This window comes from Azoarcus olearius, assembly GCF_001682385.1.
Lineage (GTDB): Bacteria > Pseudomonadota > Gammaproteobacteria > Burkholderiales > Rhodocyclaceae > Azoarcus > Azoarcus olearius.
The window spans coordinates 792,056-817,434 of sequence record NZ_CP016210.1; the positions used below are offsets into that span (position 1 = coordinate 792,056).

General features: G+C 69.6%; 24 protein-coding genes. 5 read left to right on the forward strand and 19 right to left on the reverse strand.

Translation table 11 applies throughout. The features are described from left to right. Positions 1-371: 371 nt before the first annotated feature. The 18 genes from dqs_RS03770 to dqs_RS03855 all read right to left on the reverse strand — a co-directional run bounded on the left by dqs_RS03770 (position 372) and on the right by dqs_RS03855 (position 19,078). Positions 372-1,751, reverse strand: a complete 1,380-nt coding sequence (locus dqs_RS03770) for a class II fumarate hydratase (protein WP_065339713.1) — start codon at positions 1,749-1,751, stop codon at positions 372-374. A 79-nt stretch (positions 1,752-1,830) separates the two neighbouring features. Continuing rightward, positions 1,831-2,571 (reverse strand): nidogen-like domain-containing protein, encoded by a 741-nt coding sequence (locus tag dqs_RS03775; RefSeq protein ID WP_065339714.1) that lies wholly within the window; start codon positions 2,569-2,571, stop codon positions 1,831-1,833. A gap of 143 nt (positions 2,572-2,714) precedes the next feature. Beyond that, entirely contained in the window at positions 2,715-4,013 is a 1,299-nt protein-coding gene (egtB, locus tag dqs_RS03780; RefSeq protein WP_065339715.1) for an ergothioneine biosynthesis protein EgtB, read from the reverse strand. A gap of 111 nt (positions 4,014-4,124) precedes the next feature. Further along, positions 4,125-5,480, reverse strand: coding sequence for a glycoside hydrolase family 3 N-terminal domain-containing protein (locus tag dqs_RS03785; RefSeq protein WP_065339716.1), 1,356 nt, complete (start codon positions 5,478-5,480; stop codon positions 4,125-4,127). Then, positions 5,477-6,808, reverse strand: coding sequence for a cell envelope integrity protein CreD (creD, locus tag dqs_RS03790; protein WP_065339717.1), 1,332 nt, complete (start codon positions 6,806-6,808; stop codon positions 5,477-5,479). Before creD ends, dqs_RS03785 begins: the two co-directional genes overlap by 4 nt. 112 nt (positions 6,809-6,920) lie before the next feature. Beyond that, positions 6,921-8,351, reverse strand: a complete 1,431-nt coding sequence (gene creC, locus dqs_RS03795; RefSeq protein WP_065339718.1) for a two-component system sensor histidine kinase CreC — start codon at positions 8,349-8,351, stop codon at positions 6,921-6,923. A 23-nt stretch (positions 8,352-8,374) separates the two neighbouring features. Continuing rightward, positions 8,375-9,082, reverse strand: a complete 708-nt coding sequence (gene creB, locus dqs_RS03800) for a two-component system response regulator CreB (protein WP_065339719.1) — start codon at positions 9,080-9,082, stop codon at positions 8,375-8,377. Between the two features lie 14 nt (positions 9,083-9,096). Continuing rightward, entirely contained in the window at positions 9,097-10,539 is a 1,443-nt protein-coding gene (mgtE, locus tag dqs_RS03805) for a magnesium transporter (protein WP_011764440.1), read from the reverse strand. Between the two features lie 154 nt (positions 10,540-10,693). Next, positions 10,694-11,389 (reverse strand): monofunctional biosynthetic peptidoglycan transglycosylase, encoded by a 696-nt coding sequence (gene mtgA, locus dqs_RS03810; protein ID WP_065339720.1) that lies wholly within the window; start codon positions 11,387-11,389, stop codon positions 10,694-10,696. Further along, entirely contained in the window at positions 11,386-12,231 is an 846-nt protein-coding gene (gene aroE / locus dqs_RS03815; RefSeq protein WP_065339721.1) for a shikimate dehydrogenase, read from the reverse strand. The genes mtgA and aroE overlap by 4 nt, the downstream gene beginning before the upstream one ends. Before the next feature lie 13 nt (positions 12,232-12,244). Beyond that, on the reverse strand, positions 12,245-13,147 hold the full coding sequence (locus dqs_RS03820; RefSeq protein ID WP_065339722.1) for an energy transducer TonB: 903 nt from the start codon (positions 13,145-13,147) through the stop codon (positions 12,245-12,247). A 45-nt stretch (positions 13,148-13,192) separates the two neighbouring features. Continuing rightward, positions 13,193-15,094: a ribonuclease catalytic domain-containing protein gene (locus dqs_RS03825; RefSeq protein WP_065339723.1), complete on the reverse strand. Its 1,902-nt coding sequence runs from the start codon at positions 15,092-15,094 to the stop codon at positions 13,193-13,195. A gap of 66 nt (positions 15,095-15,160) precedes the next feature. After that, entirely contained in the window at positions 15,161-16,006 is an 846-nt protein-coding gene (locus tag dqs_RS03830; protein WP_065339724.1) for a class I SAM-dependent methyltransferase, read from the reverse strand. Positions 16,007-16,036: 30 nt separating this feature from the next. Then, on the reverse strand, positions 16,037-16,612 hold the full coding sequence (locus dqs_RS03835) for a YqiA/YcfP family alpha/beta fold hydrolase (protein WP_041642290.1): 576 nt from the start codon (positions 16,610-16,612) through the stop codon (positions 16,037-16,039). Between the two features lie 51 nt (positions 16,613-16,663). Continuing rightward, positions 16,664-17,488: an undecaprenyl-diphosphate phosphatase gene (locus dqs_RS03840; protein WP_011764447.1), complete on the reverse strand. Its 825-nt coding sequence runs from the start codon at positions 17,486-17,488 to the stop codon at positions 16,664-16,666. 94 nt (positions 17,489-17,582) lie between these two features. Continuing rightward, positions 17,583-17,834: a YkgJ family cysteine cluster protein gene (locus tag dqs_RS03845; RefSeq protein WP_065339725.1), complete on the reverse strand. Its 252-nt coding sequence runs from the start codon at positions 17,832-17,834 to the stop codon at positions 17,583-17,585. A 4-nt stretch (positions 17,835-17,838) separates the two neighbouring features. Continuing rightward, positions 17,839-18,372 (reverse strand): DUF2478 domain-containing protein, encoded by a 534-nt coding sequence (locus dqs_RS03850; RefSeq protein ID WP_011764449.1) that lies wholly within the window; start codon positions 18,370-18,372, stop codon positions 17,839-17,841. 1 nt (position 18,373) lies between these two features. Continuing rightward, positions 18,374-19,078 carry a class I SAM-dependent methyltransferase gene (locus dqs_RS03855; RefSeq protein ID WP_065339726.1) on the reverse strand — a complete coding sequence of 235 codons (705 nt, stop codon included), beginning with the start codon at positions 19,076-19,078 and terminating at the stop codon, positions 18,374-18,376. Positions 19,079-19,220: 142 nt separating this feature from the next. On the opposite strand from dqs_RS03855, the gene hrpA reads away from it, so the two are divergent. Continuing rightward, positions 19,221-23,303, forward strand: coding sequence for an ATP-dependent RNA helicase HrpA (gene hrpA / locus dqs_RS03860; protein ID WP_179948010.1), 4,083 nt, complete (start codon positions 19,221-19,223; stop codon positions 23,301-23,303). Between the two features lie 24 nt (positions 23,304-23,327). On the opposite strand, the gene dqs_RS03865 is transcribed toward hrpA, so the two are convergent. Next, positions 23,328-23,651, reverse strand: coding sequence for a hypothetical protein (locus dqs_RS03865; RefSeq protein WP_065339727.1), 324 nt, complete (start codon positions 23,649-23,651; stop codon positions 23,328-23,330). Positions 23,652-23,898: 247 nt separating this feature from the next. Between dqs_RS03865 and rpsF the strand changes: the two genes are divergently transcribed. The 4 genes from rpsF to rplI are packed head-to-tail and all read left to right on the forward strand — an operon-like array spanning position 23,899 to position 25,360. Further along, positions 23,899-24,282 carry a 30S ribosomal protein S6 gene (gene rpsF / locus dqs_RS03870; RefSeq protein WP_011764453.1) on the forward strand — a complete coding sequence of 128 codons (384 nt, stop codon included), beginning with the start codon at positions 23,899-23,901 and terminating at the stop codon, positions 24,280-24,282. A 12-nt stretch (positions 24,283-24,294) separates the two neighbouring features. Next, complete coding sequence (priB, locus tag dqs_RS03875) at positions 24,295-24,609, forward strand: primosomal replication protein N (RefSeq protein ID WP_065339728.1); 315 nt, start codon at positions 24,295-24,297, stop codon at positions 24,607-24,609. Position 24,610: 1 nt separating this feature from the next. Then, a complete protein-coding gene (gene rpsR, locus dqs_RS03880; protein ID WP_002933051.1) occupies positions 24,611-24,886 on the forward strand; it encodes a 30S ribosomal protein S18 in 276 nt (91 codons plus the stop codon). Between the two features lie 18 nt (positions 24,887-24,904). Continuing rightward, complete coding sequence (gene rplI / locus dqs_RS03885) at positions 24,905-25,360, forward strand: 50S ribosomal protein L9 (RefSeq protein ID WP_011764455.1); 456 nt, start codon at positions 24,905-24,907, stop codon at positions 25,358-25,360. The last annotated feature ends 19 nt before the right edge of the window (positions 25,361-25,379 follow it).

The window sequence follows — 25,379 nt, forward strand, 5'->3', positions numbered from 1 at the left end:
CGCCCAACCACAACAGAGAGAAACGGCGCTTCGGCGCCGTTCTGCTTTCTGGTGCTGCCTATTTTTTGTGCAGCACGGAAAAATCCTTGCGGCTCAAGCGTCTCCGCGCGCGGCCCACAACTTGTCCACAGCGTGGTCCACGGGCGGCGTGGATAAAGGCCGCTGCGGGCGTGGAAAACCGCGTCGAACCCGCTTATCCACAGCGCGTGGGCGGCGGGCAGGCAGCAGAAATGCGCCCGGCGTAGGGCGCGGGCGCGCTTGCCACATTTTTGTGCAAGGCGAAAAAAGCCATTGCGCTCAAGGCGCTGCGCACCGGCCCCACAGCTTGTCCACAGCTTCGCCCACGGCGGACGGGGATAAACCGAAGAAACTCACAGCCCGCCGGCGGTGAGCTTCTCGGGGTCAAGCAGGCGTTCGAGTTCGGCGCGGTCGATGCCGGTCTGCTCGGCGGCGACGTCGATGATCGGGCGTCCCTCGCGATAGGCCTGCTTGGCGATTTCCGCCGCCTTGGCGTAGCCGATGACCGGATTCAGCGCAGTCACCAGAATGGGGTTGCGCGCCAGCGCCTCCTTCAGGCGGGCGTCGTTTACCCGGAAGCCCGCGATCGCGCGGTCGGCCAGCAGGCGGCTGGTGGTAGTCAGCAGGTGCAGGCTGCCGAGCAGGTTGTGGGCGATCAGCGGCAGCATCACGTTGAGTTCGAAATTGCCGGATTGGCCCGCCACGGTGATCGCGGCGTCGTTGCCGATCACCTGCGCCGCGACCATGCAGGTCGCTTCCGGGATCACCGGGTTCACCTTGCCCGGCATGATGGAGGAGCCCGGCTGCAGCGCCTCCAGCTCGATCTCGCCCAGCCCGGCAAGCGGGCCGGAGTTCATCCAGCGCAGGTCGTTGGCGATCTTCATCAGGCTTACCGCGGTGGTCTTGAGCTGGCCCGACAGCGCCACCGCCACGTCCTGCGCCCCCATCAGCGCGAAGTAGTCGTGCGCCGGGGTGAAACCCAGCCCGGTCAGGCGGCCGAGTTCGGCGCAGAAGCAGGCAGCGAACTGCGGATGGGCGTTGATGCCGGTTCCCACCGCGGTGCCGCCCTGGGCGAGGCTCTGCACCGAAGGCAGCAGCGCGCGCAGGTGCTCGATGTCGGTGTCGAGCTGCTGCGCCCAGCCGTTGAGCACCTGGCTCATCCGCACCGGCATGGCGTCCATCAGGTGGGTGCGGCCGGTCTTGACGTGGTGATGCACCGTGCGCGCCTTGTCGCGGATGGTGTGGGCGAGGTAGCGCAGTGCCGGCAGCAGTTCGCCGGCGAGCGCAATCGCCGCGGCGATGTGGATCGCGCTCGGCACCGTGTCGTTGCTGCTCTGGCCGTGGTTGACGTCGTCGTTGGGGCTGACCGGCGCGCCGAGGATGCGGCTGGCAACCGTCGCAACGACCTCGTTGGCGTTCATGTTGGAGCTGGTGCCGGAACCGGTCTGGAACACGTCGACCGGAAAGTGCTGCATGAACTCGCCCGCCAGCAGTTGTTCGCAGGCCTGCGCGATGGCCTCGCCGGTGGGCGCGGGCAGCTGCCCGAGTTCCACGTTGGCGCGCGCGGCGGCGAGCTTGACCAGCAGCAGCGCGCGGATGAAGGCCGGCGGCAGGCGCTGGCCACTGATGGGGAAGTTGAGCACGGCGCGTTGCGTCTGCGCGCCGTACAGCGCGGCGAGCGGCACCGCCATCTCGCCCATGCTGTCGCGTTCGATTCGGGTGCTCGGATCCATCAGCCTCTCCTGTCGCGTCGGGATGGCGGTTGGAGCACCGGCGGCGGCCGAACGTTCGGCCGCCGCGGGGTGGGCAGTATCAGCAGCGCCGGCGGCGCAGCCCGAGGCCCAGCAGGCCGAGCGCGGCGAGCCCGAGTGCGCCCGGCTCGGGCACCTGCCCCACCACATCTGGAATTCCGTCGCGCAGCACGAACCAGCGCGGCGCGGCGCCCGACTGCGCGCTGGCGGGACCGAGGAAGAGCGCCACCTCGCCCGGAATCGACGGGAAATAGCCGTCGCCGAAACCGGCGCTGGCGATCGCATCGTCGGTGATCGTGTCGTAGAAGAAGCCGACCTGGCCCTCGCCCTCGGCATAGGCGAACTGGTCGGAGCGGATCACCAGCTGGAAGGTGCTACGCACGCTGTAGGTGGTGTCGTAATGGCCCATCTGCGACCAGGTGACGATGATCTGGCCGGCTTGCGCGGTGTTGACGTATACCCGCGAGGCGTCGTCGGCGCGGCTGTCGAGGTCGGTGAACAGCGCCGCGATCATGGGCGCCAGATCCTGGGTGTCGAGCGGACGGGTGACGAAATCGGAGACGCCTTCGCCCAGGGTGACGTAGCCGTTGCTGCCCACGTAGAGGCCGTTGTAGCTGCCGCCGAAGTAGCTGAGGCTGTGGCCGGCGCCAAAACCGTAGGGGCCGCTGTAGCAGTCGTCGCAGTCGCTCAGCGAGGCAATCTGGCTACCGAGCGCGGTGGTGTAGAGCGCCGCCGAGGCCGCGCCGGGGAGGCAGGATGCGGCCGCGAACAGCGCGGGGAGGAGCAGGCTTCTCTTTGTCATTGTGAACCTCGCGAGGGTTGAATCCTCGCGGGTCCAAGCATTGCCCGTGCCGTTTTAATAACGCACGGATTAAATGGGTAAAAGTCTGCTCAAAATCATCCTTTCGGCGTGGTCTGTCAAAGCGTCCGACATGCCGGCGGTGTTCAGGTGGCGTCCTCTGCCAGGCGGAACCCCTGGAATTGCCAGCGCTCCTGCGGATAGAAGAAGTTGCGATAGGTCGCGCGCAGGTGGTCGGCCGGGGTGACGCAGGAGCCGCCGCGCAGCACCATCTGGTTGCACATGAACTTGCCGTTGTATTCGCCGATCGCGCCTTCGGCGGCGTGGTAGCCGGGGTAGGGCAGGTAGGCGGAGCCGGTGTGCTCCCAGACGTCGCCGTAGAGTTGGGCGGGGCCGGCGCCGGCCGGCGCCACCGTCGGCCGCAGGAAGCCGGTTTCACGCAGGTTGCCGGCCACCGGCTGCGTGGCGGCGGCCACCTCCCATTCCGCTTCGGTTGGCAGCCGCCGCCCGGCCCAGGCGGCGTAGGCGGCGGCCTCGTAGTGGCTGACGTGGCACACCGGCTCGTCCGGCGCCAGCGGCGCCATGCCGCCCAGCGTGTAGTGCCACCATTCCCCGCCGATGCGCTCCCAGTACAGCGGCGCCGACCAGCCCGCGCTGCGCACCTGGGTCCAGCCGTCCGCCAGCCATAGCGCGGGATTGGAATAACCGCCGGATTCGATGAAGGCGAGGAATTCGCCGTTGGTCACCAGCCGCGACGCGAGCCGGAAGGGCTGCAGATAGACGCGGTGGCGCGGCGTTTCGTTGTCGTAGCTGAAGTGCTCGCCCAGCGCCGGGGCGCCGATCTCGTACACCCCGCCCTCGAAGCTCACCCACTCCAGCGGCGCGCGCGGGCGCTGTGCAGGGTGGGGCAGGTCGAGCCGGTAGGCGGGGCGCAACGGGTTGGCGGCGAAGTTGCGCTTGATGTCGGTGAGCAGCAGTTCCTGGTGCTGCTGCTCGTGATTCAGGCCGATTTCCAGCCGCTGCAGGATTTCGGCCCACGGCAGGTCGGCGCGTTCGGCCAGCAGCGCCAGCATCCCCGCATCCACGTGGGCGCGATAGCGCAGCACTTCGTCCACGGTCGGGCGCGCCAGCGTGCCGCGTGCGGCACGCGGAAAGACCTCCCCGATCTGCTGGTAGTAGGAGTTGAACAACTGTCGGTAGCGCGGATGGAACTCGCTGTAGCCGGGCAGGTATTCGGTGAGGATGAAGGTTTCGAAGAACCAGCTGACATGCGCCAGGTGCCATTTTGCCGGGCTGGCTTCCTCACAGGCCTGGATCACGTAGTCCTCCACCGCCAGCGGCGCACAGAGGTCGGTGCTGGCGTCGCGCACCCGGCGATAGCGCTGGGCCCAGGCGGCGCGGTCGAGTTCGTCGCCGCGATCGGCGGTATGCAGCAGCGTGTTCATGGCGTCCCTCCCGGTTTTTTTGCTTCCTGGCTCCAGCAAAGCAGAGGCCCGGGTGGCCGTCAAATCGCCACCGACGGACAGGCCGTTTCAGGCGTCGCGTTTCCCGCCGGTTCAAGGGCTTGCGGCCTGCGTCCACATTTCGCGCACAGCTTGTCCACCGGCGGCTGTGGATAAGTGCGCCGCGGCGGCGAGCCGACTGCGCCCCGCGGCGAGCAATTCCGGCTGCAGCCGGCCTTCGTCGAAGGCGCGGCGCGCACACAGCAGCGCACGGTAGAACTGCGCCGGATCGTAGGAAATCAGGACGAGGTCGATGCCGGCTTCCAGCGCCTCCACCGCCGCGCGGCAGGTGCCGCGGCGATACACCGCGCCCATGTTGAGGTCGTCGGTGACCAGCAGGCCCTGGTAGCCCCAGCCGCGCCGCAGCAGCCCCTGCACCACTGCGGGCGAGAGCGATGCCGGTCGGTCGGCGTCCAGCTCCGGCAGCACCACGTGGCCGACCATCATCGCGGCACTGGCGGGCGCGGCGCCGCGAAACGCCTGCCAGTCGTGCGCTGCGAGCACCGCGCCCGGGGTGTCGAGGCGGGCGGCAAAGTGATGGGTGTCGCGCATGACGCCACCCAGCCCCGGGAAGTGCTTCAGGGTCGCCTGCACGCCGGCGTCGGCCAGCCCTTCGGCATAGGCGCGGGCCACCCGCGCGACCCGCGCCGGATCGCCGTCGATGGCGCGTTCGCCGATACGGGTATGGGTGTCGAACAGCGGCCCGCCGTGCGCGGGGCGCAGATCGACCACCGGACCGAAATTCAGCGTCACGCCCAGTGCTGCGAGCCCTGCCCCTTGCAGACGGCCATAGTCGCGCGCCCGCGCTTCCAGCCCCGCCTCGTCGCCCGCGAGCACGCTGGCCAGCGCCGGCTGCGGCGCCAGCGGCGGGCTCATGTGCGCGACGCTGCCGCCTTCCTGGTCGGCCGCGACGATCAGCGGCGGCAGCGCGTTGCGCGCGCGCAGAGCCTGCAGGCGGTCGATCTCCGCCCGCACGGCTTCGACGCTGCGCCCGCGCACGTTGTGGCGGCCGAGGTAGATGCCGCCGATGAGGCCGCGCGCGGCGAGCGCCGCGACTTCGTCCGCATCGCGGTAGCCGATCATGAAGTGGGCGCCAAGGCGGCGCAGCTGCGGGTCCGACGCGCCTGCCGCGAGCACTTCCAGGCGGGCTGCGGCGAAGCGGTGGGCATCGGCCAGCGCCAGCGTCGCCACCGTGATGCCGGCTGCGGCGAGCACGGCGGCCTCGCGCCACCCCAGCCGCCGGCGGCAGGCGGCGCGCCCCGCCCACGCCGCGCCGAGTACGCCCGCGACGACCAGCGCGGGCACGATGACGCCGCGCACCGCGAGCAGGTAGGGCGTGTGCGGATCGTGCGCCAGCAGCAGGGCGAGCGCCGCGCTGCCCCAGCGCAGCAGACGCGCGCCGGCCCTCACGCGGCCTCTCCCGGCGCCGTCGCGCCGAGGCGGTACCAGTCGATGCGGCGTGTGGCGAGCATGCTGGCGGCGAGCGCGGCGAACAGCAGCAGCGCGCCCATCAGCAAGGCGTTGTCTTCGGACAGCAGCACCCCGTACAGCACGCCGTAGAGCGCGGCGATGCCGCCGCCGTAGGCCGCGCCGCGGCGCGCACTGCCCAGCGCGCCCGCCAGGTAGCTGCCGATCAGCGCCACGCAGGCAGCGGCAGACAGTGCGTAGGCCAGGCCGAACGCGAGATGCTCGGACAGCGCGACCAGCAGCAGGAAGAACACCGCGAGCGCAAGGCCGACCAGCAGGTACTGCAGCGGGTGGATCGGCAGCCGGCGCAGCACTTCGGTGAGGAAGAAGGCGGCGAAGGTGAGGACCACGAACAGCACGCCGTACTTCACCGCGCGCTCGGCCTTCAAGTACACATTTACCGGCTCGATGAAGCCGACCACCAGCGCCTCGGGGCGGCCGCGGTCCTCGCCGGCGGCGGTGGCCAGCACGCGGTCGAAACTGCGGGCGAGATGGGACACCTGCCATTGCGCTTCGAACCCGCGCGCGCTCACGCTGCGGCTGAGCGGCAGGAAGCGGCCCTGGAAGCTCGGATGGGGCCAGGGCGAACGCAGCGTCACCGTGGTGGCATCCCCGGCCGGTGCGATCGCCAGCCGGGACGAGCCGGTGAGCGCGAGCGGAAAGGCGAACTCCAGCCGTTGCCCGTCCAGCGCCAGTGCGCCCAGGTCCACCTGCAGCGCCGCGCCGTCCAGCGCGCCACCGCCGCCGGGGGTGAAGCGGTGTGCGCGGCCGTTCACCTTCACCTCCGGGTCGTTGCCGACGCCACGGCTGTCGCCGAGGCCGAGCACCAGCGCCGCACGCGCATCCACCAGTTCGCGGCCCTCGTCCAGCCCGAGCCGGGGCGGTACTTCGAAGTGGCCCTGCAGGTGGGCCGCGAGGTGGAACAGGTTGGCGCGATAGAGACCGCGCTGGCGTGTCTCGACGCTCGCATCGCCATCGATGCCGAGCACGGCCGGCGGCAGCACCAGCACGCGCTCGACGATTTCGCGCTGCACGGTTTCCTTGCCCGCGGCGTCGCGCTGGCGCAGCGTCACGCGTTCGCGGTAGCGCACGCTCAGCACCGGACCGACCAGGGTCTGCGCCCCCGCGGCGCTGGCGGCGATGTCTTCGACCACCTCGTCCTGGCGCTCGCTGCGGGCGGCGATCTGGGCTTCGATCATCGCCAGCGGGATCAGCAGGATGATCGACAGCAGCACGATGATGCCGAGCTTGGCGAACAGCTTTCTTTGCATGGGATTCCCCTCGTGAACATGACGCGGGGAAGTCTCGGCGGCGGCCGTGAAGGCGCGGTGAAGCGAGGGTGAAGTGGCGCGGGGCGTGTGTGAAACCGTGCCGCGGGGCGGCTTAGCGCGGCAGCACGATGCGCGCCTGGGCGCCGCCCTCGGGCGCGTTGGCGAAGTCGGCATCGCCACCGTGCACCCGCGCCACTTCGCGCACGAAGGCCAGCCCGAGGCCGGTGCTCTTGCGCCCGGTGGCGGGCCGCGGCAGCGAGTAGAAGCGGTCGAAGAGCTGCGGCAGCGCGAACTCCGGCGCGCCGGGGCCATGGTCGCGCACGGTGATGACCTGGTGGCTGGCATCGCCGCCCAGCGTCAGCCCGATGCGGGCGCCGGGCGGGGAAAAGTCGATTGCGTTGTCCACCAGGTTGGCGAGCGCTTGCTGCAACAGGAAGCGGTCGCCGCGCACGCGCCGCTCGCCCTCGCCGCCGATGTCCACCTGCAGCCCGCGCGCGGCCAGTTGTGGCTGGCGGCTGGCGACGACCTCGGCCGCGAGTTCGCCCAGCGCGATTTCGGCGAGTGCCTCCGGCGCCTGCAACTGCTCCACGCGGGCCAGCGCGAGCAGGCGGTCGATGATCAGCTGCATGCGTTCGGCCTGTTCGCCGATGTGGCCGACGAAGCGCGCGCGGTCGTCGGCCGAGGGGGCCTCGGCGAGCAGTTCGGCGGCGCCGCGCACCGCGGTGAGCGGGCTCTTGAGTTCGTGGGCGAGGCTCTGCACGTAGTGTTCGACATACTGCTTGCCGTCCAGCCGCGCGCGCATTTCGGCCAGCGCGCGCGCCAGTTCGGAGAGCTGACCGCCGCCGCCGGTCGGCGCCACCGCCTTGTCGCCGCGGGCGACCGCGCGCGCGTAGTCGCGCAGGCGGTTGAGCGACCAGGTGAGCCACAACGTGAATGCGAGGCCGATCAGCGCCGAGCTGCCGAGCAGCAGCCAGCCGGCGCGGCGCACCCGGTCGCGCGCCTGGTCGGCGTAGGGCAGCAGCGCCGCGGCCGGCTTGGCGACGCTGACCACCCCCGCCAGCCGCCCGTCGAGCAGCACCGGGGCGGCGACATACATCACCGAGCTGTTGGGGTCGGCGGGGTCGTCGCGCGTGCTGCGCGCGCCGTATTCGCCACGCAGCACGCGGGCGACGTCGCGCCACTGGCTGTAGTCGGCCCCCTCCGCGCTGCCTTCGGAGTCGAACAGCACGATGCCGCGGGCGTCAGTCAGATACACGCGGAAGTCCACCGCGGTTTTCGGTACGCCGTAGATGTCGGCGCGCGGAACGCGGGCCTGGGCGCGGCGCACCGCGGTGGCGAAGCGATCGCGTTCGAAGCCGCCGTCGCCCGGGCCCAGGTGCTCGGCGGCGAATTCCGCGAGCAGGTTGGCGGCGTCGACCAGGGTGTCTTCGGTGGCCTGGCGCAGGCCGGGTTCGACCTCGCGCGCGAAGATGTTGAGCACGAACCAGGCCGCGAGCCCGACGATCAGGAAATAGCCGATGAAGAAGCGGATCGCGATGTTCATCGGCGGCGCCTGCGGTGCGGCATTCAGCGTTGCGCCGGGCGCAGGCTGTAGCCCAGGCCGCGGTGGGTCTCGATCGGGTCTTCGTCCTCGCGCACCGCGCGCAGCTTGGCGCGCAGGGTCTTGATGTGGGCGTCCACCGTGCGCTCCAGGCTGTCCTCGGCGTCGCGCCAGACGTCGGCCATCAGCTGGGCGCGGCTCTGCACCCGGCCGGGGCGGTCGAGCAGGGTGGCGAGCAGGCGGTATTCGTAGCGCGTCAGCGACAGCCACACGCCGTGGTAGGCGATGCGGGCGCCGTCGGCATCGTGGTGGAAGGGCGCGCTGCAGGTTTCCGCCGCCGGCGCCGGCGCGACAGCGGCCGGCTGCGGCCGCGCGCGGCGCAGGATGGCGCGCACCCGCGAGGCGACCTCGCGCGGGCTGAACGGCTTGGGCACGTAGTCGTCGGCGCCGAGTTCGAGGCCGACGATGCGATCCACCTCGTCGCTGCGCGCGGTGAGGAAGATCACCGGCACGTCGGATTCGCGCCGCAGCGCGCGGCAGACGTCGAAGCCGGACTGGTCGGGCAGGCCGACGTCGAGGATCACGAGCGCGTAGTCGGCGCCGCCGCGCAGCGCCGCCAGCGCGTCGCCGCCAAGGCCGACGCAGTCGGGTTCGTAGCCCTCGGTGCGCAGCGCGTAGGCGAGCATGTCGGCGATCGCCGGTTCGTCATCGACGATCAGGATGCGCCGGGACATTGCCGCCGCGCCGCTCACAGCAGGAACAGCGTGGCAAGGCCGAGGAAGATGAAGAAGCCGCCGGAGTCGGTGAGCGCGGTGATCATCACCGAGCCCCCGATCGCCGGGTCGGCGCCGAGGCGCTGGCGCAGCATGGGGATGGCGACGCCGGCGGTGGCGGCGAGCAGCAGGTTGAGCGTCATCGCCGCGGTCATCACCACGCCGAGGGCGGCGCTGTGGTACAGCCACCAGGACAGGATGCCGAGCAGGCCGCCCCACACCAGGCCGTTGATCAGCGCGACGCTGATCTCCTTCTTCAGCAGGCGCTGCATCGCGCTTTGCTCGACCTGGCCGATCGCGATCGCGCGCACGATCATCGTCACCGTCTGGTTGCCGGAGTTGCCGCCGATGCCGGCGACGATGGGCATCAGCGCGGCGAGCGCGACCAGCTTCTCGATCGAACCTTCGAAGGCGCCGATCACGCGCGACGCGACGAAGGCGGTGACGAGGTTGACCGCCAGCCACGACCAGCGGTTCTTCACCGAGTCCCATACCGAGGCGAAGATGTCTTCCTCTTCGCGCAGACCGGCGTGGCTGAGGATCTCGGCCTCGGATTCCTCACGGATGTAATCGACCACGTCGGCCACGGTGAGACGGCCGATCAGGCGCTTGTCGGGGCCGATCACCGGCGCCGACACCAGGTCGTAACGCTCGAAGGCCTGCGCCGCGTCGTCGGCGTCGTCGGCCGGCTCGAAGCTGATCATCACCTCCTTGCGCATCACGTCGGCGACCAGCGACTCGGGGTCGTTGAGCAGCAGGGATTCGAGCGACAGGATGCCCTTCAGGCGATCCTCGCGGTCGACCACGAAGAGCTTGTCGGTGTGATCGGGCAGTTCGTCGAAGCGGCGCAGGTAGCGCAGCACGACTTCGAGCGTGACGTCCTCGCGGACGGTCATCAGGTCGAAGTCCATCAGCGCGCCGACCGAGTCCTCCGGGTAGGACATCGCGGCGCGCAGCTGCTCGCGCCCTTCGTGGTCGAGCGACTGGAAGACGTCCTGGATGACCTCGGGCGGCAGGTCGGGCGCAAGGTCGGCGAGTTCGTCGGCGTCCAGCGTTTCCGCCGCGGCCTTCAACTCCTCCGGCGCCATGGTCTCGATCAGCGATTCGCGGACCGCATCCGAGACTTCGAGCAGGATCTCGCCGTCGCGCTCGGCCTTGACCAGGTCCCAGACGAACAGGCGCTCTTCGAGCGGCAGCGCTTCGAGGATGTAGGCGATGTCGGCCGGGTGCAGCGAGTCGAGCTTGCTGCGCAGCTCGGCGACGTGCTGCTTGTGCACCAGCGATTCCACCAGTTCGTGGCGCGGCATGTCCTGGCGGTGCACCAGGTCTTCCACCAGCTTCTGGCGTGCGAGCAGCTCCTGCACTTCGCGCAGGTGGTGCTGGACGTCGTCGGGGTGGAGTTCCTCTTCCGGGGTCATTGCGCGAAGGGCCGGTGGGGGTGGCTGAGCGAGACGCGAATTCTACGGACTCGGGCGCCGCGGCGCGACCCCGCTCGGCCCGCTGTGGCGGATTTGCCGCCACGCGGCGCCCGCCGGCGGAGCAGCGACCGCGCGCGCGCTCACGACGCACCGATCAGGGCGGGACTTCGGCCCAGGCCATGCGGCCGCGGATGCGGTCGGCGTGGGCGGCGAGGCGCGGCCCGAAGCTGCGCTCGTACTTGCGCGGGTTGGGCAGCATCACCGCCAGCCGCGCTGCTTCGGCAGGGCCGAGGCGGCTGGCCGGCAGGCCGTAATAGCGCCGCGCGGCGGCTTCGGCGCCGAAGATGCCGTTGCCCCATTCGACCACGTTCAGATACACCTCGAGGATGCGGCGCTTGCTCCACAGCTGCTCGATCATCACGGTGATCACTGCCTCCTGCGCCTTGCGGAAGTAGCTGCGCGAGGGCGACAGGAAGAGGTTCTTGGCAAGCTGCTGGCTGATCGTGGAGCCGCCGGACACCGGGCGGCCCTTGCGTTCGTTCTTCTCCAGCGCGCGCTGGATCCCTTCCCAGTCGAAACCCTCATGGTCGACGAAGCCGTCGTCCTCGGCCGCGACCACGGCGCGCTTGAGGTGGATGGAGATCTGCTCGTAGGGCACCCAGGTGTGGCGCAGGCGCGCGTCCGGCTTCTTCTCCTGCAGCGCATCGAGCCGCAGGCGCATGAAGCTGGTGCTGTCCGGATTGTGCGTGCGCCACCACGCCACCTGCGCGAACAGCCAGACCTGCCAGAGCAGCAACAGCGCGAAGGCGGCGAGCAGGGCGCGGCCGAGCCAGCGCCACAGCGTCTTCATGCGGCGGCGAGACGGGCGCGCAGATCGGCCAGCACCGGGGCGGTGTCGGGGCGCACGCCGCGCCACAGCAGGAAGCTCTCGGCGGCCTGCTCGGCCAGCATGCCCAGCCCGTCGGCCAGCCGCCCGGCACCGTCGGCCCGGGCGGCGGCAAGAAAGGGGGTGTCGCCGCGGCCGTACATCATGTCGTAGGCCAGCGCGCCTTCGGCGTAGATGCCAGCCGGCAGCGGCGGCGCCTGGTCGGCAAGGCTGGCGGCGGTGGCATTGATGACCACGTCGAAGCGGCGGCCGGCGAGCGCATCGAAGCCGCCGCCGTCAATCGCCACGCCGGGGTGGCCGGCGGCAAAGCCGGCGGCCAGTTCGACCGCCTTCGCCGCGGTGCGGTTGGCGATCGTCAGCGCGGCCGGCGCCTGCTCCAGCAGCGGCAGCAGCGCGCCGCGCGCCGCGCCACCGGCGCCGAGCAGCAGCACGCGGCGGCCGTGCAAGGGACAGCCGAGATTGACGGTGAGGTCGCGCACCAGGCCGGCGCCGTCGGTGTTGTCGCCGAGGATGTCGTCCGGGGTTTCCGGCCCGCCGAAGGCGAGCGTATTGACGGCGCCCGCGGCCGCCGCGCGCGGCGTGAGGCGCGTGGCAAGCGCGTGGGCTTCGAGCTTGAACGGCACGGTCACGTTCATGCCGCGCCCGCCCATCGCGCGGAACGCGAGCACGGTGTCCACGAAGCCATCGAGCGGCGCGAGGATGGCTTCGTAGCCCAGTGCCTCGCCGGTCTGGCGCGCGAAGGCGGCGTGGATCTGCGGCGACTTGCTGTGGGCGATCGGGTTGCCGACGACGGCGTAGCGGTCCATGCGCTGCGGGCTCCTAGTTGGCGCGCACCTGGTCGGTATTGGTGAAGGTCCAGGTCCGCACGATCTCGATGATATCGGTGTCGCGGCTGATGTCCGGCGGGAAGGGGGCGTAGGGCGCCGACATGTTGACGATGCGCATCGCCGCTTCGTCCAGCACCTTGTGGCCCGAGCTGCGGGTGACTTCCACGCTCGCCACGCTGCCGTCGGCGCGGATCGACACCGACAGCAGCAGGCTGCCGTAGAGCTTGCCGCGAGCGGCGTCCGGGTAGTTGAGGGTGCCGATGCGCTCGATCTTCAGGCGCCAGTCCTCCACGTACTGGGCGAAGCGGTACTCGCGCGCGCGCGCGCCGATGAATTTCTTGCGCGGGCGCTTGGCGTATTCCTCCAGGTTGCGGTCGATCTGCGCTTCGATGCGGGCGATCGCGGCCGCGCTGTCGAGCAGGTCCAGCCCGGAGGCCTGCGGCGTGGGCGCGGGCTGTTCGGCATGTTCGCGCGTGCTCGCCACCGCGGGCGCCTGCTTCACGCGGGTGAGCAGTTCCTGCTGCGTGCGCTCCTGCTGCTGCACCTTGCGCCGCGCCTCGGTCAGCGCGGTGCCCTCGCGGCGCGCGTCCTGCGGCGGCAGCGGCGACTTGGGCGTGACCGCCTTGTCGCTGGTGCCGCCGCCGTCGAGATTGGCTTGCGCCAGCACCTGGGCCTGGTCGGGCGCCCTGGCGTGGCGGGCGTTGACCAGCACCACTTCAAGACCGCGGTCACGCGTGGGCTTGGGCGGCGGCGACACGAAATGGACCGCCAGCAGGGTGGCGTGCAGCAGCCCCGACAGCGCGAACGCGAGCACCAGCAGCGGCGTGCCGCGCGCGATCGCGCCCAGCGTGGCGAAGCGGCCGGCGCGGCGGGTGGGAGGGAGGGTCGGCGACATGGTTTTGTTATTCGCTCGGCCTGTGTTCAGCGCGCTGCGCCGTGCTCACGGGCCTTCGAATTCGGCATAGTCTTCCGGGTCGGGTTCGGACAGGATCTGCTGGAAGCGCGCCTCGACCTCGACATCGAGCAGGTCGCTGCCTTCCACCACCAGGCGCACGCGGCTGCCGGGCATCTGCAACGGCATCGACGGCACCTTGAACACCAGCGGCACGGCCTCGAGCCGCACCACGTTGTCGCGCAGCACGATCGCATCGACCGGGCCGGCGCCGTGCTGGCGCAGCCAGCGCACGCACCAGTAGCGCTCCATCTGGCGCTGGAACTCCGCATACGCGGCGTAGGTGAGTTCGAAGTCGCGCAGCGCGGCCATCAGCTCGGCCGACTTCGGCGCGAACGCGGGCGGACGGCCTTGCAGCACCGAGATGATCTGCCACTGGTTCACCAGGTCTACATAGCGCCGCAGCGGCGAGCTGGACCACGCGTAGCAATCCACCCCCAGGCCTTCGTGTGGGCCGGCGGTGGTGGTCATGCGCACCTTGCCGCCGCTCTGCACGCGGTACAGCCCCGGCACGCCGGCCTCGTCGAGCAGCTTGCCCCAGGTGGAGTTGGCCAGGATCATCAGCTCGGCCACCAGCTTGTCCATCGGCGAGCCGCGCAGGCGCTTGCCGATGGTGATGTAGCCCGGGCCGTCGGCGGTCTCGGTCTGCCAATCGACGTAGAAGCTGTGGTCCACCTGGTTCTGGTTGGCCGCGGGCTTGCCGCGTCCGGCTTCGAGCACGGTGGCGAGATCCCACAACAGCATCAGCTCGCGCTTCCACGGGAAGTCGGGCACGCCCTCATGCACGGTTTCGTCGTTGAACACCGGTTCGATGTCGTGGTGGCGCAGGTTGGCGACGATGGGGACGATCTCGAGCCGGCTTTCCTGGCCGAGGATGGCGAGGTCGGCGGTGACGTCGAGATACAGCGACACCGCGGGGCAGTCACGGCCCTCGGCCAGCGTGTAGGCCTGCACCATCTGGTCCGGCAGCATGGTGATCTTGTTGCCGGGCATGTACACCGTGGACAGGCGCCGGCGGGCGATCGTGTCGAGCGTGGAGCCGCGCTCGCAGCCCAGCCCCGGCGCGGCGATGTGGATGCCGACCCGCCAGCCGCCACCGGCGCGCGGCGTGACCGAGAAGGCGTCGTCGATCTCGGTGGTGGTGGCGTCGTCGATCGAGAACGCGGCGACATCGGCGCGCGGCAGGTCGGCAGGCACGACCGGGGGCTCGAAGTCGGGGAAGGCCAGCCCTTCGGGGAAGTACTCGAACAGGAAGCGGTTGAAGTGGTAGTCGAAGCTCGACGCCAGCGCGCCGCACTTGAGCAGCAGGCGCGGCGCCGACAGCCCGGTGTCGACGCAGGCGGCTTCCAGCGCCTTGACCTCGATGCGGTTGCGGTCCGGGCGGTAGAGGATCTGCGGCAGCATGCCGGTGAAGGCGGCGGGCATGCGGCCTTCCACCAGCTCGGCGCGCATCTCCTCGATCGCCAGCGCCTGCTGGCGCTTCTTCTCCAGCCCGGCGAGCGCGGCCTGCAGGATCTCCGTCGGGGCCTTGCGGAAGCGGCCGCGGCCCTTGCGGTGGAACCAGATCGGTGCCGAATGCAGGCGCAGCAACACGGTGGCGGCTTCCACCGCGCTCGGCGCGTGGCCGTGGTATTCGGCGGCGAACTCGGCAAAGCCGAATTCATCGTCGCCACAGACCTCCCACAGGAACTCGGTGTCGAGGGCTTCGGCGGCCGCCTCGGCGCGTGCCAGCAGGTCGGCCGGCGACGGCTCGCGGAAGTTCAGCAGCACGTTGGCGCGCTTGATCTTGACCCGTTTGCCGTGGGTGTTCTCGACCTGCAGGGAGGCATCGTTTTCAGCGAGGATGGTTCCGGCCTTGAAGGCCCCGTCCTCTTCGAACAGCACGAACATCGACTACCGCCAGGGAATGAGCAAGCCGCACAGTTTACTGGATTCGCGGCCCTTGCCGGGGGGCCGTCAGTCGGGCCGGCGCGCCACTGCGACCAGCGCGGTGGCGGGCAGCCGGTAGCCGCCGGCGGGCAGCCGGTGCGGAGCGATCGCGTCGGCCACCGCAGCGCGCACGGCGGCGAGGCGGGATTCGGGCACCTGCGCCATGGCCTCGGCCACGCCGCCGGCGAGGTCGAGAAAAGCCTGCCAGTAGGCGTCGGCATCGTCGAACGGGCAGCTGAAGGTGCAGGGTTCGACCCGGATATCGGTGAAGCCGGCGGCGTCGAGCAGCTGCGCGAGCGCGTCGCCTTCGCCGAGTCGGAACACCGAGGGGCGCGCCACCCGCGGCGGCCCCAGCGCGGTGGCGATGGCATCTTGCGCGCGGTGCAGCAGCGGCACCTCGGCGCGCGGCCCCCACACCGACAGCACGACCCGCCCGCCGGGGGCGAGCACGCGCCTGACCTCCGCCAGCGCGCGCGCCGGGTCGGGGAACAGGAACAGCGCGAGGCCGGCGAGCACGCGGTCGATCGACGCGTCCGGCACGCACAGGTGTTCAGCGTCAGCGGCGGCGAACAGCAGCGGCGCGGTGTCGTCGCTGCGCCGCGCCGCTTCGGCCAGCATGGTTTCGGCAATGTCGGTGGCCAGCACCCAGCCGTGAGGCGCGACCTGCGTGGCGGCGGGGAGGGCGAGCAGGCCGGGGCCGCTGGCGAGGTCGAGCACGCGCAGGCCGGGTTCGAGCCGGGCGGCGTTCAGCACGGCCTCGGCAAGCGCTGCACGCAGTGGCGCACCGCCGGCGTAGCGCGCTGCGATGCGGTTGAAGCCGGCGCGTTCCTGCGCCTTGAAGCGCCGCGGGTCGAAGGGGGCGTCCTGGGTCATGCGGGCTCCGGTTGACGGGGCGGGACGGGTTCAGACCGGCCCGGCAAAGGCGATGACGTCGTCGAGGTAGTCGTTCCAGCGCGAAAAGCCGTGGTCGCCGCCTTCCAGCACGGTCTGGTGCGCACCGGCATAGCGTTGGACCGCGTGGCGGTAGTCGAGCACCTCGTCGCCGGTTTCGACCAGCAGCCAGTAGCGTTCGGGCCGCGTGATGCGTGGAATCTCGAGCGCACGCAACTCGTCGATGTGGCGCTGGGTGAACTGGAAGCGTTCGCCGGTGTAGAGGTTGGTCTGTTCGCCCACATAGGCTTCGAGCGACAGCGGCGCCACCACAGCGGGATTCACCAGCACCGCGCGCAGGCGGTATTTTTCCGCGAGCCAGGTGGCGTAATACCCGCCGAGCGAACTGCCCACAACCGTAGGGGTGCCGCCGTTGGCGAGGCTGCGTTCGATCTGCGCGCTGGCCAGCCCCACCGCTGCCCACGGCGACACCGGAAGCTGTTCGCACCAGAACGCCTCGCCCAGCCCGCGCGCGGCCATGCGCGCGCGCAGCGCCTGGGCCTTGACCGAGGCGGGGGCGGAGCGGAAGCCGTGCAGGTAGACGATCATCGGGGCGGGGGCGGACATAACTCTCAGTTTAGTCGGCGACGGCTGCCCGGTTCAGGGCGTGCTCCACGACACCAGATCGAATTGCCAGGTCGCCAGCACGACGATGCCGAACACGATGCGATACCAGGCGAACACCACGAAGGTGTGGTTGGAGATGAAGCGGATGAAGCTCTTGACCGCCCACATCGCGGCAAAGAACGAGGCCACGAAACCCACCGCGAACACCGGCAGGTCTTCCACCCGCAGCAGGGTCCAGTTCTTATAGACGTCGTAGACAGTGGCGGCGAGCATCGTCGGAATCGCGAGAAAGAACGAGAACTCCGCCGCGGTCTTGCGCGACAGGCCGAAGATCAGCCCGCCCATGATGGTGGCGCCGGAGCGCGAGGTGCCGGGAATCATCGCCAGCGCCTGGGCGAAGCCGACCTTCAGCGCGTCGCCCCAGCGCATCTCGTCCACGCTCGTCACGCGCGGGTGATAGGCGCGTTTTTCGACGTACAGGATGATGAGGCCGCCGACCACCAGGGCGGTGGCGACCACCAGCGGGTTGAACAGCACGTTCTTGATCGTGGAGTGGAACAGGAAACCGAGCACCGCGGCCGGCAGGAAGCCGAGCAGCAGCAGACCGACGAAACGTTGCGCGCTGCGGTCGCTCGGCACGCCCACGGCGACCTTGATCAGTCGTTCGCGGTAGTCCCAGCACACTGCAAGGATGGCCGCGAGTTGGATGACGATCTTGAACACCTTGCTCGCTTCGTCGTTGTAGCCCAGCAGGTCGCCGAGGATGATCAGGTGGCCGGTGGACGATACCGGCAGGAATTCGGTCAGGCCCTCGACGATGCCGAGGATCAGGGCGGTCAGAAGCAGGGTGATATCCATGCGGCGGGCGGCTCCGGGGCTGTGCATGACGAATGCGGCCGCCGATTATACCGGGCGCAATGTTGCGGCGCCGCAGGCGGCGGCGCGCAGGGACTCAGGCGGTGAGGGATTCCAGTCGCGTCAGCCACGCCAGCGCGTGGGCGCGGCTGTCGCCGCACATCTCGGCGGAGGGCTGCAGACTGCCGCAGACGCGCGGTCGCGTCGGGTTGCCGAACAGTCGGCAGTGATCGGCGTCGTCGAGCTGGGGGCAGCGGACGCCGGCGGGCTTGCCCGCGGGCAGGCCGGGAATCGGGCTGGAAATCGAGGGCGCGATGCAGCAGGCGGCGCAGCCCGGACGGCAGTCCATCGTTTCAGGCGTCGCCGCGAAGGCTGTTCCACCACGCCAGCACGCTGGCGACTGTGGGTTGCAGCAGGCTGCCTTCGCCGCCGGTGAAGTCGTTCCATTCCGGCAGGAAGCGGTGGCCGACGGCGGTCAGCAGCGGGGTGCCCGCGAGCGCGGCCAGCCCCATCTCGGTGCGCAGCCCGGCGCCCGCGGCTTCCTGGGCGCCGAACTTGTTGAAGATGACGAGGTCGGCGCCCTGGTCCAGCCCGTTGCGCACGATCATCGAGGCGCGCGCAAGCGCATCCGGGTCGAGCCGGCAGGCTTCGGAGCCGCGGCCGAGTTCCTGCGACAGCGAGAAGCGCGCGCCGGACGACAGGTCTTCGAGTTCCATCGCGCACGGGTCGTTGGCGCTGATGCCGATGTCGTGCTGGATGACGCCGCCCAGGCGCACCCCGCGCTCGCCGAGCGCGGCGGCCGCTTCCATCAGGATCATCTCGATGTTGTCCTGCGGGGTGTAGAGGATGGCGGCGATCGGCAGCGGGGAGGAGGTCTGTGCGGTCATGTCAGCGGGCGCCGGGGCGTGGAGCCGGGATTGTCGCACTCACGCCGCGCTTGTGCAGCAGCGCGATGTCGTTGTCGGCGAGCGTGAGCGCCATACCGTAGTGGCGGCCGATCCAGCGCAGGGTGTCGGCGGCGTAGAAGGCGATGTGCGTCGGGTCGCGCGAATAGTGCCAGTTGGCGAAATCGGTGTGTTCGTCGGGGCGGCGGGTCATCAGCGCGAGCACGCCACGGTCGGCCAGCAGTGCGTGGAGGCGGTCGAATTCCTGACGCGGAGCGGCGAAGTGTTCCGCGACTTCGGTGCAGGTGATGAAGTCGTAGCGCCCGTCGAGCACGCTCGGGTCGGGCTGGTAGTGGGGGTCGTAGGTCGCGCAGTCGAAACCGGCTTCATGCAGCAGCGATTGCAGCGCCGGGGCCGGGCCGCAGCCGTAGTCCAGGCCACGTGCGCCGGCCGGCAGCATGGCCGCCAGCGGCGTAACGAGGCGGCCGAGAAAGCGGCGGTAGCCCGCATCGGCCGGGTCATTGCGGTGCAGGTCGTATTCGGCGCGCTCGGCGGCGGGGTCGAGATGAAACGGGGCGGGTACGAACACCAGCGCGCAGACGGGGCAGCGGTGGTAGTCGCGCGCGGGCATGCGGCGGCGCGCTTCACGCAGGTGGAACGGCGCCGCGGCGGCAAGGCACAGCGGGCAGGGCTGAGGCGGTACGGACATCTGCAGGGCGGCGGCAACACCGCGGCGGGACGGAGATCGAGTATAGCGGGCGGCACGGCTGTGCCGCGGCGCCCGCGGCGGGGATAATGCTGCGTTTTGTGCGCAGGCGCGGCGGCGTTCGGCCGTCGCGCGGGTCGATTCAATGAAGCAGATGCAGCAAGCTGGCCGCGGCGCGGCCATCGAACACTTCGACGATTGCCTGAGCGCCGACCGCCCGCGCCTGCGGCGGCTGGCGCGCGACATCGGCCGCCAGCGCGGCGAGCGGCGCGACAGGCTCGTGGCCGACCTCGCCGCGCTGCGCGAGCGTTCGCGCGCGGCGCTGGCGGCGCGCCGGGCGGCGTTGCCGGTGCCCAGCTTTCCGGCCGAGCTGCCGGTGTCGGCGCGGCGTGACGAGATCGCTGCGGCGCTTGAAGCGCATCAAGTGATCATCGTCTGCGGCGAGACCGGCTCCGGCAAGACCACCCAGTTGCCCAAGATCTGCCTGTCGCTCGGCCGCGGCGCCGCCGGCCTGATCGGCCACACCCAGCCGCGCCGGCTGGCGGCGCGCGCCACCGCGAGCCGCATCGCCCAGGAACTGAACAGCGAACTCGGTCGCGCGGTCGGCTACAAGATCCGCTTTACCGACCGGTTGTCCGCCGACAGCCACATCAAGCTGATGACCGACGGCATCCTGCTGGCGGAAACCCAGACCGACCCGCTGCTCGCCGCCTACGACACGATCATCATCGACGAGGCCCACGAACGCAGCCTCAACATCGACTTCCTGCTCGGCTACCTGAAGACGCTGCTGCCGCGCCGGCCCGACCTCAAGCTCATCGTCACCTCGGCAACGCTGGACGCCGACCGTTTCGCGCGCCACTTCGCCAGCGCCGACGACAAGCCGGCGCCAGTGATCGAGGTCTCCGGCCGGCTGTATCCGATCGAGATGCGCTACCGCCCGGTGGAGGAGGCCGACGAGGCGCCGGCGGGCGACAAGGGCGGCCCGCGCCGGCAGAAGGGCAAGGAGCTGCTCGACGCGCTGGTCGATGCGGTGGACGAGGCGCAGTCCTGCGGGCCGGGCGACGTGCTGGTGTTCCTGCCCGGCGAGCGCGAGATCCGCGAGGCCGCCGAGGCGCTGCGCAAGGCGCATCACGCCGCCGGCACCGAGATCCTGCCGCTGTTCGCGCGCCAGTCGGCGCAGGAGCAGGCGCGGGTGTTCGCCAGCGGCAAGGGGCGGCGGGTGGTGTTGGCAACCAACGTTGCCGAGACCTCGCTGACCGTGCCCGGCATCCGCTACGTGGTCGACACCGGCCAGGCGCGGGTCAAGCGCTATTCGCCGCGCAACAAGGTCGAGCAACTGCAGATCGAGAACATCGCCCAATCCGCCGCGCGCCAGCGCGCCGGCCGCTGCGGCCGGGTGATGGACGGCATCTGCTTCCGCCTCTATGCCGAGGACGACTTCAACCGCCGTCCGGCGCACACCGATCCGGAGATCCTGCGCTCCTCGCTCGCCGGGGTCATTCTGCGCATGAAGGCGCTCAAGCTCGGCGCGGTGGAGGATTTCCCCTTCATCGATCCGCCGGGCGGGCGCCTGATCGCCGACGGTTACCAGCTGCTGACCGAACTCGGCGCGGTGAGCGACGACGAGCAGCGCGAACTCACGCCGATCGGCGTCGAACTTGCCAAGCTGCCGCTCGACCCCAAGATCGGCCGCATGATCCTCGCTGCGCGCGACCGCGGCTGCCTGAAGGAGCTGCTGGTGATCGCGGCCGCGCTGTCGGTGCAGGACCCGCGCGAGCGGCCGCCCGAGAGCACCGGCGCGGCCGACCAGGCGCACGCCAAGTTCCGCGGCGGCGAGCAGGACCAGCGCTCGGAATTCCTCTGGTATCTCCGCTTGTGGCAGGCCTGGGAGGAAGTGCAGCGCCACGAATCCGGCAACCAGCAGAAACAGTGGTGCAAGAGGCACTTCCTGTCCTGGCTGCGCATGCGCGAGTGGCGCGACGTCTACACGCAGCTCCACAGCTTGTGCGCCGAGCACGGCTGGAAGGAGAACGAACTGCCGGCCAACTACGAGGCCATCCACAAGGCGCTGCTCGCCGGCCTGCTCGGCCACATCGGCTGCAAGACCGAGGAAGACCAGGGAGCGAAGGGGCCGCAGGCAGGGGCCTACCTCGGCGCACGCGGCATCAAGTTCTGGCCGCACCCCGGCTCGGCGCTCGCGAAGAAGGCGGGCAAATGGATCATGGGCGCCGAGCTGGTCGATACCTCCCGGCTGTTCGCGCGCTGTCTGGCCCGCATCGAGCCCGAGTGGGTGGAGGAGGTGGGCGCGCATCTGCTGAAGCGCCACGTGTTCGAGCCGCACTGGTCGAAAACCGCGGGTAGCGTGCGCGCGTGGGAGCGCGGCACGGTGCACGGGCTGGTGCTGTACGGCCGGCGCGGGGTCAATTATCGCGACATCGATCCGGCGCTATGCCGCGAACTCTTCATCCGCGAAGGGCTGGTGGCGGGCGAAATTGCCGAAGGGCCGGCACGGGCGATGGCCTTCCTCGCCCACAACCGCAAGCTGGTGGCGGAGATCGAGCGCCTGGAACACAAGTCGCGCCGTCCCGACGTGCTGGTGGATGAGGCGTTGATCGAGGCCTTCTACGACGCCAAGATTCCCGCGGAGGTGGTCGACCTGGCTGGTTTCGAGCACTGGCGCAAGGCGGCGGAGAAACGCGAACCCAAGCTGCTGTACCTGTCGCGCGAACAGCTGATGCGGCACGAGGCCGAGGGCATCACCACCGAGCGTTTCCCGACCCAGCTCGAAGTGCTCGGCCAGAAGCTCAAGCTCGGTTACCTGCATCAGCCGGGCGAGGCCGACGACGGCGTGACGCTGACCGTGCCGCTGGCGATGCTCAACCAGGTGCCGGCGGCGCGCTGCGAATGGCTGGTGCCGGGGCTGCTCGAAGAGAAGGTGACCGCGCTGCTGAAGACCGTGCCGCAGAAGCACCGCCATCGCCTGCAGCCGATGAGCGAGAGCGCTGCGGCGTTCATGGAGCAGTTCGAGTCGGGGGAGTTCGATACCGGCGAGCCCCTGCTGAAGGCGCTGCAACGCTTTGTCGAGGAGCGGGTGCAACTGAAGCTGCCATTGGAAAGCTTCCGTCCGGAAAATCTCAATCCGCACTGCTTCATGAACTTCCGCGTCATCGACGAGCACGGGCGGCCGCTGGCGCAGTCAAGAAACCTCGCCGACCTGCGGGCGCGCTATCGCGAGCAGATCGCCGAGCGTTTTCGCGGCGCGCGGCTGAGCGGCGCGGCCGACGCGACGGCTTCCGCCGCGGCGGCGCCAGCCGCCACGAGCGCACCGCAGCGGAAGGCTTCGACCCCTGCGGGCGGAAACGACGGTGCCACGTACGCGGGCCACACCGCCTGGACTTTCCCGCCTTTGCCGGAGCTGCTGGAGGTCAAGGTCGGCGGCCGCGACGTGATCGGGTTTCCGGCGTTGCACGACGACGGCGCCAGCGTATCGCTACGCCCCTACGACACCCAGGAAGAAGCGGCGCAGGTCCATCGTCGGGGCTTGGCGCGGCTCTTCGCACTCAATCTGCGTGATCAGGTCAAGGCGATCGAGCGGCTGCCGGGGCTGCGCGAACTCGCCCTCCAGTACCTCTCGTTCGGCACCGAGGCGGAACTGCGCCAACGGCTGATCGACGCCACGCTTGCCCGCACCTGCCTGCTCGAGCCCTTGCCGGCCGATGCGGCGGCCTTCGAGCGCCGCATCGCCGAAGCGAAGCCGCGCATCACCTTGGTGGCGCAGGAGTTCGCGCGCCTGACCGGGCAGATCCTGGCCGACTATGCAGTGGTGCAAAAACGGGTGTCCGGCCTCAAGACCTTTCCCGACGTGGTTGCGGACGTCCAGGCGCAGCTTGCCGCGTTGCTGCCGAAGGATTTTCTGGTGGCCCTCCCGTGGGAGCGGCTTGCCCAGCTCCCGCGCTACCTCAAAGCGGTGGCGGTGCGCATCGACAAGCTCCGTAACAACACGGCGCGCGATGCCCAGTCGATGGCGGAGTGGAAGACGCTTGCGGCGGCCTACGAGCGCGAACGGGTGGCGCGCAGCCGGGCCTGGGTGTTGGACCCGGTGCTGGAGGAGTTCCGCTGGTTGCTTGAAGAACTGCGCGTCGGACTGTTCGCGCAGGAGTTGAAGACGCCGATGCCGGTCTCGGTGAAGCGCCTGCAGAAAATCTGGGAGGCCCGGCCGCGCTGAGTACGGCCGGGCGGCGCCAGGCGGTCAGCGCAGAGGGATCACCAGCGGCGGAATCTGCACGCCGATCACAACGGCCGGGTCGTGCCGGTAGGCGCGATACGCCGGACGTTCGTAGTAGCGCACCTCCTCTTCGTAATAGCGCGGCCGTTCGCGGATGATCACCCGTTCGCGCACCACGGTTTCGCGACCGTGGAAGTGATGCTTGTGCGGATGGCCCCAGTGGCGATGCCGCCATTCCGCCCGGTCGTCGCGATCGTAGCGGTCGCCGTGGGCCTGGGCGGGAAGCGCGGCAAGCAGGCCGCCGCACAGGAGAATGGGCGCAAGGTAGCGCAGCGTGGTCGGTTTCATGATCGTGCTTCCTCTGGATGTCCTGTGTGGACAAGGTGGTGAAGCGGATATTAGCGAGCGGCCTTGGCCGGCTGCTTCCGAGTCTGTAAGCGGGAATGTGTAAGCATCGGTTTATCCAACCCTTTCCTCCGCGGGCAGCACGCGGGGCTTTTGGATTTTCCCGAGTTCTTGCTATAGTGCAGGGCTTTCCCTTGCTCCACCGGTTTCGCATGCCGGGGGGCTGAACTTCAAACCGCAAGGAGTCTGCATGCGACACTACGAAATCGTGTTTATCGTCCACCCGGACCAGTCCGAGCAGGTGCCGGCCATGATCGACCGCTACAAGTCGATCGTGACCGCCCGCAACGGCCAGATCCACCGCCTGGAAGACTGGGGTCGCCGTCAGCTGGCTTACCCGATCCAGAAGGTGCACAAGGCCCACTACGTCCTGATGAACATCGAGTGCGACGGCGAAGCGCTGGGCGAACTCGAGCACGCGTTCAAGTTCAACGACGCCGTGCTGCGCCACCTCACCATCAAGATGAAGAAGGCGGTCACCACCCCGTCGCCGATGATGAAGGAAGAGAAGTCGCGCTCGCTGACGCCCGCCGCTGGCGACGAAGGCAAGCCGGCCGAGGCCGCCGAGGCCTGATCGGCCCGGTAAGTGTTGGAGTCGGGGCTCAACGAACTGCGCCTCGAAGCCACGGTCGCCGAACTACTGCCTCTGCGTCGTACCCCCGCCGGTACTGCGGTTGCGAGCTGTACGCTCACTCATGAGTCGAAGCAGGTCGAAGCCGGTCTCGAGCGGTCGGTGACGGTGGAGCTTCAGGCTGTGGCGGTAGGGGAGCTGGCCAGCATCCTGGCCACTGTGGTGCCGGGAACGCGAGTGGTGACAACCGGATTTCTCGCTGCGAAAAGCATGCGCAGCCGTCTGCCGGTGCTGCACCTGAACAAGATCGAATTTGTAGAAGGAAACTGAAATGGCTTTCAAGCCCAAGTCCAAGTTCAAGAAGAAGGACGATCGCGGTGGTCGCGGTCTCTTCAAGCGTCGCAAGTTCTGCCGCTTCACCGCGGAGAAGATCGAAGAAGTCGACTACAAGGATGTGGATATCCTGAAGGACTTCATCACCGAAAACGCCAAGATCATGCCGGCTCGCATCACCGGTACCAAGGCCGGTTACCAGCGTCAGCTGTCGGTCGCCGTCAAGCGCGCCCGCTTCCTGGCGCTGATGCCTTACACCGATCTGCACCAATAAGAGAAGAGGAAAGACGTCATGCAAATCATTCTTCTCGAAAAGGTCGTGAACCTGGGCAACCTGGGTGACGTGGTCAAGGTCAAGGACGGCTACGCCCGCAACTTCCTGATCCCGCAGGGCAAGGCCAAGCGTGCCAATCAGGCCAACCTGGCCGAGTTCGAGGCTCGTCGTGCCGAACTCGAGCGCCAGCAGGCGGAAAAGCTCGCCGCGGCTCAGGAAGTCGGTGCGAAGCTGGAAGGCCTGATGGTCCAGATCGCGCGCAAGGCGGGTATGGATGGTCGCCTGTTCGGCTCCGTGACCAACGCCGACGTTGCCGAGGCGCTGGCCGCTCAAGGGTTCGAGATCGAGCGCTCCACCGTCCGCATGCCGGACGGCCCGCTGAAGCAGATTGGCGACACCCAGCTGGAAGTCGCGCTGCACTCCGACGTCGTGGTTTCGATCACGGTTTCGGTGCTCGGCGAGCAACAGCAGTAAGCATCTGCTTTAGCTGGCA